Source organism: Clostridium rhizosphaerae (assembly GCF_016765585.1).
GTDB classification, from domain to species: Bacteria; Bacillota; Clostridia; order Clostridiales; family Clostridiaceae; genus Clostridium_AT; species Clostridium_AT rhizosphaerae.
Genome location: NZ_JAESWC010000014.1, coordinates 191,625 through 206,192 on the forward strand (window position 1 = coordinate 191,625; position 14,568 = coordinate 206,192).

Annotated in this window: 15 protein-coding genes; 4 read left to right on the forward strand and 11 right to left on the reverse strand. The window is 31.4% G+C overall.

Translation table 11 applies throughout. The annotated features are described in order from the left end of the window. Positions 1-46 precede the first annotated feature (46 nt). Together JK636_RS16935 and JK636_RS16940 are read right to left on the reverse strand one after the other, a co-directional pair. Entirely contained in the window at positions 47-394 is a 348-nt protein-coding gene (locus tag JK636_RS16935; protein WP_202750172.1) for a hypothetical protein, read from the reverse strand. A 183-nt stretch (positions 395-577) separates the two neighbouring features. After that, complete coding sequence (locus JK636_RS16940) at positions 578-1,339, reverse strand: WecB/TagA/CpsF family glycosyltransferase (RefSeq protein WP_202750173.1); 762 nt, start codon at positions 1,337-1,339, stop codon at positions 578-580. 145 nt (positions 1,340-1,484) lie between these two features. Here JK636_RS16940 and JK636_RS16945 point away from each other — a divergent pair, with 145 nt between their 5' ends. The 3 genes from JK636_RS16945 (at position 1,485) to JK636_RS16955 (ending at position 4,841) form a co-directional block, all read left to right on the forward strand. Further along, positions 1,485-1,907: a GNAT family N-acetyltransferase gene (locus JK636_RS16945; RefSeq protein ID WP_202750174.1), complete on the forward strand. Its 423-nt coding sequence runs from the start codon at positions 1,485-1,487 to the stop codon at positions 1,905-1,907. A 72-nt stretch (positions 1,908-1,979) separates the two neighbouring features. Further along, a complete protein-coding gene (locus JK636_RS16950) occupies positions 1,980-2,552 on the forward strand; it encodes a nitroreductase family protein (protein ID WP_202750175.1) in 573 nt (190 codons plus the stop codon). Between the two features lie 243 nt (positions 2,553-2,795). Then, positions 2,796-4,841, forward strand: a complete 2,046-nt coding sequence (locus JK636_RS16955; RefSeq protein WP_202750176.1) for a methyl-accepting chemotaxis protein — start codon at positions 2,796-2,798, stop codon at positions 4,839-4,841. 76 nt (positions 4,842-4,917) lie between these two features. Here JK636_RS16955 and JK636_RS16960 read toward each other — a convergent pair whose 3' ends face one another. From JK636_RS16960 to JK636_RS16985, 6 genes are read right to left on the reverse strand one after another with little or no spacing between them, the layout of a single operon-like run. Then, positions 4,918-5,466, reverse strand: a complete 549-nt coding sequence (locus JK636_RS16960) for a GNAT family N-acetyltransferase (RefSeq protein ID WP_202750177.1) — start codon at positions 5,464-5,466, stop codon at positions 4,918-4,920. Positions 5,467-5,487: 21 nt separating this feature from the next. After that, positions 5,488-6,705 (reverse strand): alpha/beta hydrolase, encoded by a 1,218-nt coding sequence (locus tag JK636_RS16965; protein WP_202750178.1) that lies wholly within the window; start codon positions 6,703-6,705, stop codon positions 5,488-5,490. 22 nt (positions 6,706-6,727) lie between these two features. Then, positions 6,728-7,855 carry a glycoside hydrolase family 113 gene (locus JK636_RS16970; protein ID WP_202750179.1) on the reverse strand — a complete coding sequence of 376 codons (1,128 nt, stop codon included), beginning with the start codon at positions 7,853-7,855 and terminating at the stop codon, positions 6,728-6,730. A gap of 16 nt (positions 7,856-7,871) precedes the next feature. Next, on the reverse strand, positions 7,872-8,750 hold the full coding sequence (locus JK636_RS16975; protein ID WP_202750180.1) for a GNAT family N-acetyltransferase: 879 nt from the start codon (positions 8,748-8,750) through the stop codon (positions 7,872-7,874). Then, positions 8,737-9,744 (reverse strand): hypothetical protein, encoded by a 1,008-nt coding sequence (locus JK636_RS16980; RefSeq protein WP_202750181.1) that lies wholly within the window; start codon positions 9,742-9,744, stop codon positions 8,737-8,739. The genes JK636_RS16975 and JK636_RS16980 overlap by 14 nt, the downstream gene beginning before the upstream one ends. Positions 9,745-9,767: 23 nt before the next feature. Beyond that, entirely contained in the window at positions 9,768-10,430 is a 663-nt protein-coding gene (locus JK636_RS16985; protein ID WP_202750182.1) for a class I SAM-dependent methyltransferase, read from the reverse strand. Positions 10,431-10,765: 335 nt separating this feature from the next. Here JK636_RS16985 and JK636_RS16990 point away from each other — a divergent pair, with 335 nt between their 5' ends. Beyond that, on the forward strand, positions 10,766-11,701 hold the full coding sequence (locus JK636_RS16990) for a DUF5692 family protein (RefSeq protein ID WP_202750183.1): 936 nt from the start codon (positions 10,766-10,768) through the stop codon (positions 11,699-11,701). A gap of 85 nt (positions 11,702-11,786) precedes the next feature. On the opposite strand, the gene JK636_RS16995 is transcribed toward JK636_RS16990, so the two are convergent. From JK636_RS16995 to kamE, 3 genes are all read right to left on the reverse strand, one after another. Beyond that, entirely contained in the window at positions 11,787-12,578 is a 792-nt protein-coding gene (locus JK636_RS16995) for a CPBP family intramembrane glutamic endopeptidase (RefSeq protein WP_202750184.1), read from the reverse strand. A gap of 84 nt (positions 12,579-12,662) precedes the next feature. Beyond that, the gene (locus JK636_RS17000) at positions 12,663-13,556 is read right to left on the reverse strand and encodes a TIM barrel protein (protein ID WP_202750185.1); all 894 of its coding nucleotides are present in this window, start codon (positions 13,554-13,556) and stop codon (positions 12,663-12,665) included. 223 nt (positions 13,557-13,779) lie between these two features. Beyond that, positions 13,780-14,568 carry a lysine 5,6-aminomutase subunit beta gene (gene kamE / locus JK636_RS17005; protein ID WP_202750186.1) on the reverse strand — a complete coding sequence of 263 codons (789 nt, stop codon included), beginning with the start codon at positions 14,566-14,568 and terminating at the stop codon, positions 13,780-13,782.

Below are 14,568 nucleotides of genomic sequence, written 5' to 3' on the forward strand. Positions count from 1 at the left end.
AATAACGTGCAATGGGTTTAGGTGTTTTTCAACAGTCCCTTTTTTCTTAATTAGCTTTTTTTAAAGTAATATAATTATTTTTAAACAGCTTTTCTACAAGCTTAATTCTTGCAGCCGCCTCGTCTCTTGCTTCAACTTTTATTACTTCCTCAGAGCCTACTTTATATTCATAAATTCTGCCGCCTATTTTTAAAACCTTGGCTGCACATTCTCCATATTGTTTGTATTCATCAGTTCCTTTTTTGATATATTCAACATCTACATTATTTTCTTCCGCGATTTTTATTATATCTTCCCACTTAAAATCAAGATAGGAATACATAAAAACCTCATTTTCCTTAAGACCAGAAAAAAAATCTTTTCTATTAGAATATTGTGTTAAGTACTTAACCATTTTTCTATCCCTCCTGCATTTCTCATACTAACCATAATAGCTATTACTATTATGCATCCTGTACTGCTCATGCAGTCCATAAAAACAAATAGTTCTTATGGCTCCATTTATTGAACATTATAAGTCAATGGTTAAGCTATTACAAATCATAATTATTTCCATAAATGGTACTACAAATTTACGCTAATCTTCTTTTTTATGAAAAACATTTTCCTTTACAGCTTCTCCAAAAGCCTTCCATGCAAACACTGGCAAAACTAGCTGTCTTCGCCATCTTGAAGGTTGTGATAATAATCTATGAAGCCACTCAATATTTAACTTTTGCCATATAAGAGGAGCCCTTTTTACTTTTCCAGCAATTACATCTAAACTTCCACCTACACCAAAAGTTACCTTTGCGTTAAGCCTTAGTTTATTATTATAAATCCATTTTTCTGCTCTAGGTGCTCCTAAGGCTACGATTAAAATATCTGGTTTTAAATTACTAATCTCTTCTATTATTTTTTCTTCCTCTTCTTTATTAAAAAAACCATTATGTCTTCCCGTAACTACAATATTAGAATTTTTCTCTTTTATTATCTCTACAGCTTTTTTATTTGTTTCTTCATCTGCGCCTAAAAAGTAAAAAGACCAGCCTCTCTCATTACCTCTGTCTAATACTCTCGCTAGTAAATCCACCCCCGTAACTCTCTCCGGCAGTAAATCCTTCTTCCATTTTGAGGCTAATATTATGCCTACACCATCCGGCGTTATCAAATCTGTATCATCTATTATATCTTGAAGAACCTTCTCTTTTTTATAACTAACAACGATTTCCGGATTGCCTGTTATTATATGATAAGGCTTTTTTCTATCTGAATTGATTTGATTTTCTATTATATCTACTGTTCCATCAGTAGTAATTCTATTAAAGGGAACTCCCAATATTTTTACGATATCTCTCATAAAACATTCACCTTTTCCTTTGTATTTATGTAAATATTTTAACTTAAATTCTATTATTTTTAAATACTTAACAATATATTAGATTGTGTTATAATCAAAATATATTTGTTTAAGCAGACATTAATTTGACTGAAAGGAAAATAATATGAATATTAAACTAAAATTCGATTGCGATAATATAAATTGGGAAATTGTTTGTGAGGTGATTGAAAAAGCCGGTCTTTCAACCCATCCTGTCAAAGAAACACAAATAGCCTTTGAAAATAGCTTTGCATGCGTATTTGTATTCGATGATGATAATCTTATAGGCACTGGAAGAGCAATTTCAGATGGAGTTTTTCAGGCTGGCATTTACGATATAGCTGTACTACCTGAATATCATAAAAAAGGTATTGGAAGAGTTATTATGGAAGGGCTTGAAAGCAAGCTTCAAAATATGAATATAATATTGTATGCAAATCCAACAGCACAAAGCTTTTATAAAAAGCTTGGGTATTCTAAGATGCTTACAGGCATGGCAAAATTTAAAAATGAAGAATCTATGAGAAACAGAGGCTTCATAGAGTAAGTAAAGACAAGTTAATTTAAAGGTGTTATCATATTTATATTAAGATAATTTTTATTAAATGGGGGTAACAAAATGATTCGTGATTTAGTTGAAAAAAATCGAACCTATAGAAGATTTTATGAAGATGTTAAAATTGAAGAAAGCACTTTAAAGGACTTAGTAGACTTAGCACGCTTATCCTCTTCAGGAGCTAATCTTCAACCTCTAAAGTACATAATTTCAAGCAGTGAAGAAAAAAATAAGTTAGTTTTCCCAAACTTAAGATGGGCAGGCTACTTAAAGGATTGGGATGGTCCATCAGAAGGTGAAAGACCTGCTGGTTATATTATAATGCTTTTAGATAAAGAAATAAGCAAAAACCCTATGTGGGATCATGGCATAGCTTGCCAAAGTGTTCTATTAGGAGCTGCCGAAAAAGGGCTTGGCGGATGCATGTTTGGTTCTGTAGATAGAGATGCCTTAAGAGCTACTTTAAATATTCCTGAAAAATATGAAATTCTTCTTGTTATAGCTCTTGGAAAGCCAAAGGAAGAAGTTGTTCTAGAGAATTTAAATACTTCAAAGGATATTAAATACTGGAGAGATGAAAACCAGGTTCACCACGTTCCTAAGAGAAGACTTGAGGATATGATTTTAGATTTATAATTATTTAAAAGGATGCAGATATTTTGTCTGCATCCTTTATTAATATTACTCATTAAGCTTTTTTATTTATTTTTAAGACATTACTCTCAGAAAATACAGCAGTAATTCCCTTCACATCTAAAGAAATATGAGAAAAATACGAATATTATATTATAATTAAAAACCTTGCTATTTTAAATAAATTAATTCTCCAAATTGAAATAACCTAGGTACATTTTAATTAAAAAACAAGGAGGTATTGAAATGTCACTAAAAAAGAAATTACCAATTTTAATTACTACATTGTTAATATTATCAGTTGTAATTACAAGCATTTTTTCCTACTATGAATCTTCAACTTTAATGTATAGGACAAGTAAGGATGAAATGCAATCTGTATCAAAAAGAGCTGTAGAAACAATCACCGCACTTGTGCAGAAGGAATTGATTACAGTTGATGAACTTTCAGGTAATAAGAATATTGATGCTTTTTTGCAAAAGACTTTGACTCAACACCCTGAAAGCGACGAATATAAAGCAGCTTTGGAAAATACAAATAAAATGTTAGATGAGCACGTAGCTTCTTCTGGCAATTTAGAGCATGCATTTTTAGTTAGTTCTAAAGGAATTATAATTGCAGATAGCGACAGAAAACTTATTGGCAGTAATATTAGTGATAGAAGTTATAACAAAACTACTTTGGAGGGAAATGGAAAACAAATAATAAGCGAAACTCTTGTTTCTAAATCTACTGGAACACCAATAATAGTATTTACTTGTCCTATTAAGGAAAATGGAAATATAGTTGCCTATATGGCTACAGCAGTAAAAGGTGAGAGTTTTTCAACATATTTATCTAAAATAAAAGTTTCCAGCAGCCCATCTAGCTATGTATTTTTAGTTGACGAAAAGGGTAGTATTATTTATCACCCTACAAAAGAGAAAATAGCTAAGCCTGTTGAAACACCACAAATCAAAGCTATATCGGACAGAATAGTAAAAGGCGAAAAAATTGAAGGCACTTCTATTGAATATAATTTCAATAAAGCTGATAAGATTGCTGCTTATGAAGAGGTTCCAAATACAAATTGGTTAGTAGTATTTACAGCAACTAAAAGTGAAATACTGGCACCCATTAAAAATATGACTAATATAATTTTCATAATTAGTGCAGTTATTGTTCTTGTTGCTATAGTAATAGGAATAATAGTATCTGGAAGAATAACAAAGCCAATTGCTATGGTAACAAATTTGGTAAATATGACTTCAAATCTTGATTTGACTTATCAAAAGCAATTCGATGAAGCACTACAAAATTATAAAGACGAGGTCGGCACTATGGCCAGGTCTATTATAAATATGAGGAAATCACTAAGAGAAGTTTTAAGCAGTTTAATACAAGTGTCTGAAAATATAAGCAGTAATGCTCATAATGTCGAAGTTTCTACAGAAGTATTACAATCTATTGCAGATAACACTTCTATGGAAACAGAAAGTCTTTCTGCCGGTATGGAAGAAAGTGCAGCAACTATTGAGGAAATATCAGCCTCTTCTGGTGAGATGGAAGATGCAGTTAATGAAGTAGCGATAAGGGCAACTGGCGGAAGTGAAAAAGCAAATGAAATTGCTGGAAGAGCAAAAGAACTTAAGCAAAGCGCAATACTATCCAAAGAAAATTCTAATTCAATTTATAATAGTGTAAAATTAGAAATGGAGCAAGCTATCAATGGAGTAAAAGCTGTTCAGCAAATAGAAGCCTTGTCTAAAGCTATATTGGATATTAGTGAACAAACTAACTTATTAGCCTTAAATGCAGCTATTGAAGCTGCAAGAGCTGGTGAAGCTGGGAAAGGCTTTGCTGTTGTAGCTGATGAGGTAAGAAAGTTAGCTGAACAATCAGCAGCAACTATTTCTGATATTCAAAGCACAGTAAAAATCGTAAATGATTCTGTAAATAACCTTACTAATACATCAATTAAAGTACTTCAATATATTGATACGGATGTTAGACAGGATTATGATAAATTTATAAACACTGGGGATCAATATAGTGAGGATGCAGAGGAAGTAAATAATTTTATGATAGAATTTAGTGCCGTATCTGAGGAATTAAGTGCTTCAATATCAGGAATTTCCAAGGCTATAAATGAAATGGCTAATACGGTAAATGAGGGCGCTTCAGGAATAGGTAATATAGCTAACAAAACCATTACTGTAGCTGAAAAGTCACAGGAAATAAAGACAAGCGTAGACGAAAATATTAGAAGTGCTGAAGTACTAAAAGAGATTACAAATAGATTTAAGATTTAAATTACTAGACAGCCCCAAAGCGTATTAGGACTATTTTGGGGCTATATTTATATAGAGGAATACTGCTGTCTTTTTATCAATCCTTCTTACTATAGTATTCATCCTTCGTAATATTATAAACCAGCTCTCTGGCAGGTTTGTTGTCTAAAAGTCTCATTGTAACATAGCGGGTAAACTTATAATTAAATCCGCATTTTTCAACTACTCTTTTAGATTTATCATTAAAGTCATAATGCCCGCACCAGATTAGATCAAGATCCATTTTTTCAAAACCATACTTAATTAAAGCTTCTACAGCCTCAGGTACATAGCCGGTACCCCAGTAAGCTGGGTTTAGAGCGTATCCGATTTCTCTTTGTTTTAATTCTTTCAAATCTTCATCTGGCTGTCTGTTATGCATGCCGATTCCGCCAATTACTTTGTTCTCAGCTTTTAATACAATAGCATAACAATCATTGTCTTCGATAAACATTTTTACAACAGCTTTGCTTTCTTCTGGGCTTTTATGGACAGGCCAACCTGCATTTGGCCCTACTCTGTCGTCTTTTCCATATTCATATAAATCAGAACTGTCACTTTCACGCCAGTCTCTTAATACTAATCTTCTTGTTTCTAATGTTTCCATAGAAACACCTCCAGTATAATTCTATTTAGAGCCTATTAAAGAAATCAGACCATTTGCCAAGGTTTCGCCCCAGCATAAATAATCATGGCCGCTTTTAAATTCCTCAAAATGAACATCATAGCATTTAGAAATTAATAACTCTTTAAAATTTATATTTGTATCAATCATTATAGGTTTAGCTTCAAGAACTCCAACATTTAAGTAAAATTTAACAGGAAGCTTATCTATTTTCTCATATTCAGAGCTCATCCAGCAGCTATTTTCTTTATCTTCATAACCTTCAGGCTTGTACCAATAAGAACCTGACTGTGAAAGCACATTTCCAAATACCTCTGAGTGTTTTAGTCCTAAGTAAGCTGCTGTTAAGCCTCCTAGGCTTAATCCTCCTATTATTGTTTTCTCAGGGCTTTCTGATATATTATTATTATTTCTAACCCAAGGGATTAATTCATTAACTACAGTATTGCTAAATTCATCACTGCATTTTAATTCTTCCATTCTTGTTTCAGTTGAGTCTATAAATAAAACTGCTATAGGTGGAATCTTTTTATCAGCAATTAGATTATCCAGCACTGCTTTTGAAGAAAGCATATTAATATATTCATCTCCATCAGTCAGAACTAGAAGTCCATAAGGCTCAGTATTTTCGTTATAACCAAAAGGTGTGTAAACTCTAATTCTTCTCGGCTCCTTAAAGCTTTTGCTTTCAAAGTAATGTTCATGTAATTCTCCTTTAGAAATTTCACTTCTTTCCTTTGTCCAAAAGCGAGGCTCTGCTTTAGGCATTACAACAAAAGGTCTTTCTATATCTTTCTTTCCGTTTTCACCTTTAAAAACCGTTACCTTGTTATTAAATTTATCAGAAACTAAATTATCCCCTCTTTTTTCCCAATCATCATCAAGAGGATCGTTAGGGCAAAAATAATATCCAAAATAAACGTCATTTCTCACTTTATATGTTATATACCATACATTAGTATCCAATAATCTATCCATCTTATTTTCTTGTATATTTCTCATATCAACTGGAGGTATAAACAAAACATTTTCCATATCCCCTTCAGCCCTATAAAAGAAAGTCACTAAGTCATTTTCTTTATCTCCTTCAATATCTTCAATTATTGGACTGCCTTCTGTCAAAAGCCTATTATATAATCTTTCCAAAGCTATTTTACCCTCAGATTTTACCTCTTCTTCAAGCTTTATGATTGTGTTAATTTTTTCTTTAATTCTTTTCATAAGTTATTTCCCCCTTAAAACCCTATTTTTTATACCAATTTTTTATTATTTCTATGCTGTACTGACTTGGATAATATCTCTTATCAGGACCATTTTCACCAATAGCAAATACAGAAAAGCCTAAATTCCAAGGTTCCTGTTCGAAAGATTTTCTATAAGCTTCAAAACAATTAGCCTGTTCCTTTTCATTTAACTTATTTGTCTGATTTGGATTCCAAGGCTCTATAGATGCCTTATCAGTTATTGGAAAACCTAGCTCTCCAAAGAAAATTGGCTTATTCCATTTATCATAAAAATTCTTAATTTCTTGCTTTACATTTTGCTTTCTCTTATATCTTTGAGTACTTTCTATAGCGCTTACTAAATTATCAACTGTATTTGTATCATTTTCAGTAAGCTCAAAGTAAGCTGCAATTGAGATAAAATCTACCTTTGAAAATATCTTATTATTAAGCTTTTTTTCATAGTCTTGCTGAAGCTTCTCTTTAAGCTTTTCAGTGGCTGGATCCTTCCAGTCTACAGTAATCCAAAAGCTGGTTCTATAGGTAACTAAGCCTTTATAATACTGCCTTACATAATCTATCATATTGCAAAAGCCTTCTTCTTCATTTTCAAACTTTGTAAAGCTTGTACCTATATTAAAGGCATCAACTCTATATGGCACTGCCACCTCATCTATAAGAGGTTTTAACACTTTTGTCTTCCAGTTAGCAAAAAACTCATCCTTATTATCAGGAAGCCATTCAGTTTCATATTTCGATCCGTTTGCAATCCAAGGATAAGGCTCTAATATTATGTTTATTTTCTTTCCTTTTAGCTCCTTAATAAGGTTTATTGCCTTTTCTTTGCTTGAATTATCTATTGTCATATTACTTGCTGTAAGGCTTTCTATATTTATTGCCACAGGAACATTTAGAGTATTAAGCCCCAGTTTATCTATGTCCTTAAGAACGGTGTCTATATTATAATCCGTAGCTAAATTACCTGATTTTATTTTAGTCTTAAATTTATTATTTAAGGTCTTTCCTTGAAGCTTGTTTATTGTATTATTGATATATCCTCTAGTATTATAATTAACTTTAAAAGTATAATACCAAGCTGAAGTTAATACTGCTATTAAAACTATAATAATCAAAATCTTTTTTTTCATACGCTTCTCCACTCTTTTATGTATGTGAGGTCATAGGAAACAATATCTCCTTAGATAAATCCTCTTTGCTTCTTAAAAACAAGGTATCATTTTTTCTTTGTTTATACCCCTTAATCACATTATACTTCATCAGCTCAGGCACAAAATGAATTTCTATTATTTTATCACTTTCTAAAACAAACTTTTCAATGATATTATCTAAAATAAAAGGTTCTAAAGTAAGAATATCATATATATGAAGCCTATCCCCTTCTCTTACTGCGATTACAATAATATCTTCATCCTCTAAATAATATAAATCATTGCTGTACTCATAAAGGCAATACACTAATAGAGGCCAAATATCATTACATATTCCTAATTTTTGAGATACAGGCTGTCTATTTTCAGCAAGTCTTAAAATTATTTTATAATCCTCTTCATTTTCTTTATTAAGTTTTCTTATTTGGCTTTGCTTTTTATTTATCTGTGCTGCATCCAATTCATAAAAATACTCTTCTGCTTTTTTAAATCCAAACTTAGGATAGAAATTCAAAACGCTGTCATTTGCAAAAAGATAAATAATATCATAATCATTCTCATATTTTTCAATAATATGCTTCATGAGTGCTGCTGATAAACCTTGATTCCTATACTCAGGGTGCGTCATTACTGTCCCTATTTGAAGCGCCTTTTTCTTTTGATTTTTAATAATCAAATTCATCTTGTTGATAGATATATTAGCTATAATCTCGTCTCTATCAACAAAGGAATAACAAATATATCTATTATAAAACAACTTATTCTTATACCAGTCCTCAAAATCAAGTCCAAAAGTGCCTACAGCAAGCTTATTAAAACTTGATCTATATTTTTCATTGTCCATATAATTGCTTATCATTTTATATTTTTTCATTTGCATCCTCATTGTATATAAAGTCTAAAACTTCATCTAATTTATAATCTAAGTCATTAGGAATTTCATGCTCTAAACCTTTATTTATATAGTATTTACAGGGTATCCCTGTATTTTTAAACATTTCAAGCATTTCTTCTTGAGCTTTTACTGGCAGACTATTCTCACCTTCCATGAAAACTAACTTTACTTTTCTGCATAAAGCATCTTTGATACTACTAATTGTTACGGATTTGGGTTTTCTTTCAGGGCATATAGATATGAGGCCCTTTATAGGAATTACCCCCTCCATAACAATATCAATAGCAGCCACAGCACCACCAGAAAATCCACCTAGAATTACACATTCCTCATTGATAAAACACTGCTTTTTTAATTCTTGGTATAACCCTGAAATATCGTTTCTTGCAATATCTAAATTGCTAATCCAGCTGAAGCCCTTATGATTATATACCTGAGATGACTGCGCATATACAACTATGTATCCTCTGCTTAGAAACATCTCCGCCTTCCATTCCTTAATAAAGGATTTAATATTATCACCATCACCATGCATGGCTATAAACAATGGATATTTTTTATTACAATCATACTCTTTAGGAAAATATATATTATACTTAAACTTGGTTATTTTTTGTCTTTCAACCCTTAATAAATCATTTTTCTCTTTAGTTTTTCCATATCTATAGTCACCTTGCCATAACCTTAAAAACACTTCATAATCTTCATTTCCTTTGTATTCAAACATCCACTGTGGGCAGATAATTTCATTTTCTACCGCCTCAATAATATTGTTAATAAAGCCTTCAGAATTCTTCATCATATAATGAATCCAAATCCTTCCGCAATATATATCAAATTTATATTCATTTAATTGTTCTTCTGTAAAACAATCAAAGCCAGAATTCCATACTTCTAAAGCCTTTGTATATTCCCCATCATCTTCTAAACCATATGCATTATTGATTGCTTCCTCAACATTTTTATAACTCATAATTCCCCCAATACCCTCATTAACTATTTCTTACTTACAATTAATTTAAAGTGTTTTGAAAAATATTTTGTATTATCCATGTTATATTCCGTTTCCTCAACAGGTATCTTCACGAAATCAAAATCTATAAAATATCTTTTTATATCTTCAATATCAACATAAAAATGAGGCACATCTTTCTCGGTTTCATGCTCGTCCCTTAATATAGTGTTGTCATCTACACGCTTGTACTTTTCAGCGCTTTGATAGGACCAGGTATTTTTTGAAATGAGAGTAATAAATAACTCTCCATTGTCTTTTAAGACTCTTTTAATCTCATTAAGTGCTTTTATAAAGCCTTCAGTATCTGTGTGATAAATAACATTGTAAGCTATTATGCAGTCAAAGGTATTATCTTCAAAGGGCAAATTGAGCATATCACATACTTGTGCATCAATATTAAGCTGCTCTTCTTTAGCCCATTTTTTCAGATGATTTACCCCATAATCAGATAAATCTACCGCATTTACTTCAAAGCCCTTTTTTGCTAAATAAATGGAGTGTCTTCCAAGCCCACAGCCTAAATCAAGAAACTTATTAAAACCCTTTGACCTCCATACCTCAGATAAATAGCAGGTTTCAATGGAAGGAACAAGCCAGCTGCTGCTTTCATTTTTACTCCAGTCCCAAGCTTTTGATTCAATCATAATATGCTTCCTTTCTATAACTTCTTATCTTTATTTGTTTATATATTCCTTATATTTCTTAAAATTCCTTTAATTTGATAAGTATTTTACCATAAATAATCAAAAACACATAAATAAATTACCACAACAAGCTTTTGGTAAAATTCACCGAGTTACCAGTTAATAATAGCAAGAAAATTAAATTATGCTGATGGCTGAATAGTTACCAGTTTTAAATAGTTGTAAAATATATACTCAGTGAATATACTATAGTATAATTATTTCTAAGGATAAGGTCTCTATTTTATATATTGCTATCTGTGATTATTATGGATATGTTAAGGGGGAAGGATATCTTGGGTATTTTATATCAATCAACAAGTTTAGCTGTATGGGGAATTTGGCTTTTTGTTCTCTTTACTTTAATGGCATTTAATGAGTTCGGACGTTCAACAAAATGGGGTGGAATTATACTATTTTTTATTGTACCTCTAGTGCTAACAATTTTTGTTTGGCCAACCACTGCATCACCAGGAAATGAATATGGTACTGGAACTTGGTTTAATTGGGTTAAAACCTATTCTGCATTGGCAGGCTGCTTAGGATTTATGGCTCTTCGTTATATTCCATCGCTGCAAAAAAAGAAATGGGCATTATGCTTTCCACCACTTATATTAGCACTAAATATTCTTGAAGCTGCTATTCGTGACTTTCAATGCTTTTCATTTGGTGCTTGGAGTGGAGCTAGAGTTGACAGCCTATGGGTAATGTCAGGACCATGGAATATCATGAATGGCATAGCTGGTTTGCTAAATATTATCACTATATGTGGCTGGGTAGGCATCATTATTTCTAAAGACAAGACAAAAGATATGATTTGGCCTGATATGATTTGGGCATGGATAATAGCTTATGATTTATGGAATTTTGCATACACTTATAATTGTATTGCAGACCATTCATTCTATTGTGGACTAGCATTGCTGCTTTCCTGTACTATACCTACCTTTTTTATCAAAAAAGGAGCATGGCTGCAGCATCGTGCACAGACACTTGGCTTATGGATTATGTTTGTTATGACAGTACCATCTTTTGCAGATCGTATTGCACCTGTACCTACTACACATAATAAAACTGCGTTTTTTATAGTAAGCTTTATATCTTTAGCTGCAAACCTATCACTAGCAATTTATCAGTTTAATAAGATTCGAAAAAACAAGCTAAATCCAATGAAAGACGAAATTTATGCAAGTACAAAAGTGTATAAAGATGTGATTAAAGAAAACATATAATAGTAGAACTAAAAAAATCCATGGCTTCCATGGATTTTTTTAACTACATTTCGGGAATCGTAAAGCACCTTCATCCAAAAATTAATTATATAAATATATTAATCCAGTTTGCAAAGGTATGATATATACCTGCTGCTGCAATATTTTTAGTTTTAATCTGTATATATCCCATTGTTAAACTTATTGGAATCAGCAAAACTGAATTTATAAAAGCTTCTTTTAGCGGCAATCCCATTGATACCATTCGTTGAGGAATATGAATTAGAGCCATAAATATAGAAGTTATAACCCATCCTCTCCATATTCCTACCCAGCTTATTAAACGGGTTTGTAAATAACCTCTATACATAAACTCCTCACAAAATCCTACAACTGAATAATAAATGAAAGCATATATAGCATTTAGAGTTAATTTTTGCCCTATACCTTCCAAATTTATTGAACCAAATAATACTGCAGATAACATAGCAATTGCTGCAAGTATAAGACCTATTGAAACAGACTCCTTTAAATTATATTTTAAAATTCCTGTACTCTCCCAAGTTTCCTTGTTAATCTTTTTCATTATTAAAATAGGTGATAGCAAAATCAGCCAGCTAATTGCAATATTTACTATACTATTTAAACTATAGCTTTCAATCCTTGAAACTGTTTCAGATGTATTCTGCGCCTTAATTAACGCCATTAATGTTATAATTATACAAGAGCTAAGTGTAACTGCTAATATTGAACATAAAGCATTTTTTCTAGGATTTGAAAACTTAACCTCATAGTTTTTTATTTTTATATTTTTAGTTAAAAAATATATTATTACTCCTAAAACAAAAAAGTTAAGCAATGAAAGTCCTAATTCTTTTAAAATATTTATTGCCCCCATACAAACCTCTCATAAAATTATAATTATTTTATAGATACCCAATATCCTCATTAACTATTTCATACTTAAATTATATTATTAGCTTTAATTGTTAATCATCTCAACTACCCACTGATAACATTCTTCAAGTTCTTCATCACTTATTAAATTAGATTTATGCTCAAATAAGACTTTATAATTATTATTCTCCCTATTTAAAGCATTAAAAAATGACTCCATATCTCCCCAGCCATCCTCTACTCTCAAGGTTTTAAGTGCCGGATAATGAGAATTTGTTACATTAGTATTTACCTTTACGTTCCATAAATGAACTAAGTAAGTATACCTTCCAAACTTACTGATTATCTTTTTTGCCGTAAAATTTTTATCTATACACTCTTGTAAGTGTATTCTTCCAAAATCAAGGCATAACTTAATATTAGGATATTCCTCTAATAGATTTTCAAGAAGGCTTGTTTCATAAATATATCTGTTCAAACCATCTAATTCTAAAACAGGTGTAAAATTATATTTCTTTCCATACTCAGATAATATCTTAAAGAAATGTCTGCTTCTTTCTTTAAAGTACTCATAGGATATAGTTGATTCATAATAGTACTCGGTATCATCTTCAAATCTCCAGGATGTCCAATCAACATTATCGTCTAAAATAACCGGTTTGGGATAATGAAGCAAAATATAATTCGGATTAAGCTCCTGTGCTCTTGCAAATTCATTTTCCATATATTTAATAGACTCTTCATAAGTTCTATTATCCTTAGAAAGGTATTGAGGATCTCTTGATCTCCATTGATTCTTTAATAAAGGAAAATGAATACCTATGTTCAAATTCCTCTCTCTAATGTTGTCCTTCAATATTTGCAGTTCATAAAGAGATTCCATTTGATTAACTTCAATTCCAAAAAAATAATTTCTAAAATCCCTATTCTGCCTCTTTGTATCAAATCTATCAAATTGGCCAATCATTAATCTTTTCATATGACTCTCCTTTAACCTATATACAATGCACTAAAGTTCTTACATTAATGATGTCACAAAATATCCAATCTTCAAGGATTTTCGGGATATCATTAATGTATTAGAACTTTTGCATTGTATATACCATAAGTTTTTGCTATTTGTTTATATATTCTTTATTTTACTTAAAATTCCTTCAAAATAATAATCTTACTTTCACATTAATAAAAAAACAAGACTGCCCTTAGGCAGTCTCTCTATTAACTATTTCAGTTACGGCAAAGCTTGCAACATCATCAGCATACTTTCCAGGGCCAAAGCCTGCATCATAGCCAAGTTCTTTTGCTAGCTCATGAGTTATTCTTGGTCCTCCGCAGATTAAAATCACTTTATCTCTTATTCCTTCTGCTTCTAAAAGCTCTACAAGATTTGTTAGGTTTTGAATATGAACATTCTTTTGAGTTACTGTCTGAGAAACTAAAAGAACATCAGCATTAAGCTCTATAGCCTTCTTTATAAATTCTTCGTTAGGCACCTGACTTCCTAAATTATAAGCTTCTATCATTTCATATCTTTCAAGTCCGTAATGCCCTGCAAAGCCCTTCATATTCATTATTGCATCTATGCCTACAGTATGAGCATCCGTTCCTGTACTTGCACCTACTATAACAACCTTGCGCTTGATATTTTCTCTAATGTATTCATTAGTCTCTTCCATGCTCATTGCATGAACGTCTACTGATTGCACTTTTATTTCAGTATAATCTACTGTATGACTTAAGCCTCCATAAACTACAAAGAAAGTAAATTCCTTATCCAGTGCAGCATGATAAGCTACATTAGGCTCTTCAAGCCCCATCTTTTTAGCTAAAAGCTTTGCTGCTTCTACAGCTTTGTCATTATCAGCAATAGGAAGAGTAAAACTAACTTGAACCTTTCCATCATTCATTGTATCGCCATAAGGCTTAAGCTGCGTTAAATCCAAGGTTTTATCAAAATCTTTTTTATCTGTTGAATAAAGTCCACCACTCAT

Coding starts and splice junctions, on each gene's coding strand:
- JK636_RS16960 (WP_202750177.1), bottom strand. CDS start 5,466: ATGGAAACATTAGAAACAAGAAGATTAGTATTAAGAGACTGGCGTGAA.
- JK636_RS17000 (WP_202750185.1), bottom strand. CDS start 13,556: ATGAAAAGATTAATGATTGGCCAATTTGATAGATTTGATACAAAGAGG.
- JK636_RS16980 (WP_202750181.1), bottom strand. CDS start 9,744: ATGAGTTATAAAAATGTTGAGGAAGCAATCAATAATGCATATGGTTTA.
- JK636_RS16955 (WP_202750176.1), top strand. CDS start 2,796: ATGTCACTAAAAAAGAAATTACCAATTTTAATTACTACATTGTTAATA.
- JK636_RS16940 (WP_202750173.1), bottom strand. CDS start 1,339: ATGAGAGATATCGTAAAAATATTGGGAGTTCCCTTTAATAGAATTACT.
- JK636_RS16995 (WP_202750184.1), bottom strand. CDS start 12,578: ATGGGGGCAATAAATATTTTAAAAGAATTAGGACTTTCATTGCTTAAC.
- JK636_RS16985 (WP_202750182.1), bottom strand. CDS start 10,430: ATGATTGAATCAAAAGCTTGGGACTGGAGTAAAAATGAAAGCAGCAGC.
- JK636_RS16970 (WP_202750179.1), bottom strand. CDS start 7,855: ATGAAAAAAAAGATTTTGATTATTATAGTTTTAATAGCAGTATTAACT.
- JK636_RS16945 (WP_202750174.1), top strand. CDS start 1,485: ATGAATATTAAACTAAAATTCGATTGCGATAATATAAATTGGGAAATT.
- kamE (WP_202750186.1), bottom strand. CDS start 14,568: ATGAGTGGTGGACTTTATTCAACAGATAAAAAAGATTTTGATAAAACC.
- JK636_RS16975 (WP_202750180.1), bottom strand. CDS start 8,750: ATGAAAAAATATAAAATGATAAGCAATTATATGGACAATGAAAAATAT.
- JK636_RS16965 (WP_202750178.1), bottom strand. CDS start 6,705: ATGAAAAGAATTAAAGAAAAAATTAACACAATCATAAAGCTTGAAGAA.
- JK636_RS16950 (WP_202750175.1), top strand. CDS start 1,980: ATGATTCGTGATTTAGTTGAAAAAAATCGAACCTATAGAAGATTTTAT.
- JK636_RS16935 (WP_202750172.1), bottom strand. CDS start 394: ATGGTTAAGTACTTAACACAATATTCTAATAGAAAAGATTTTTTTTCT.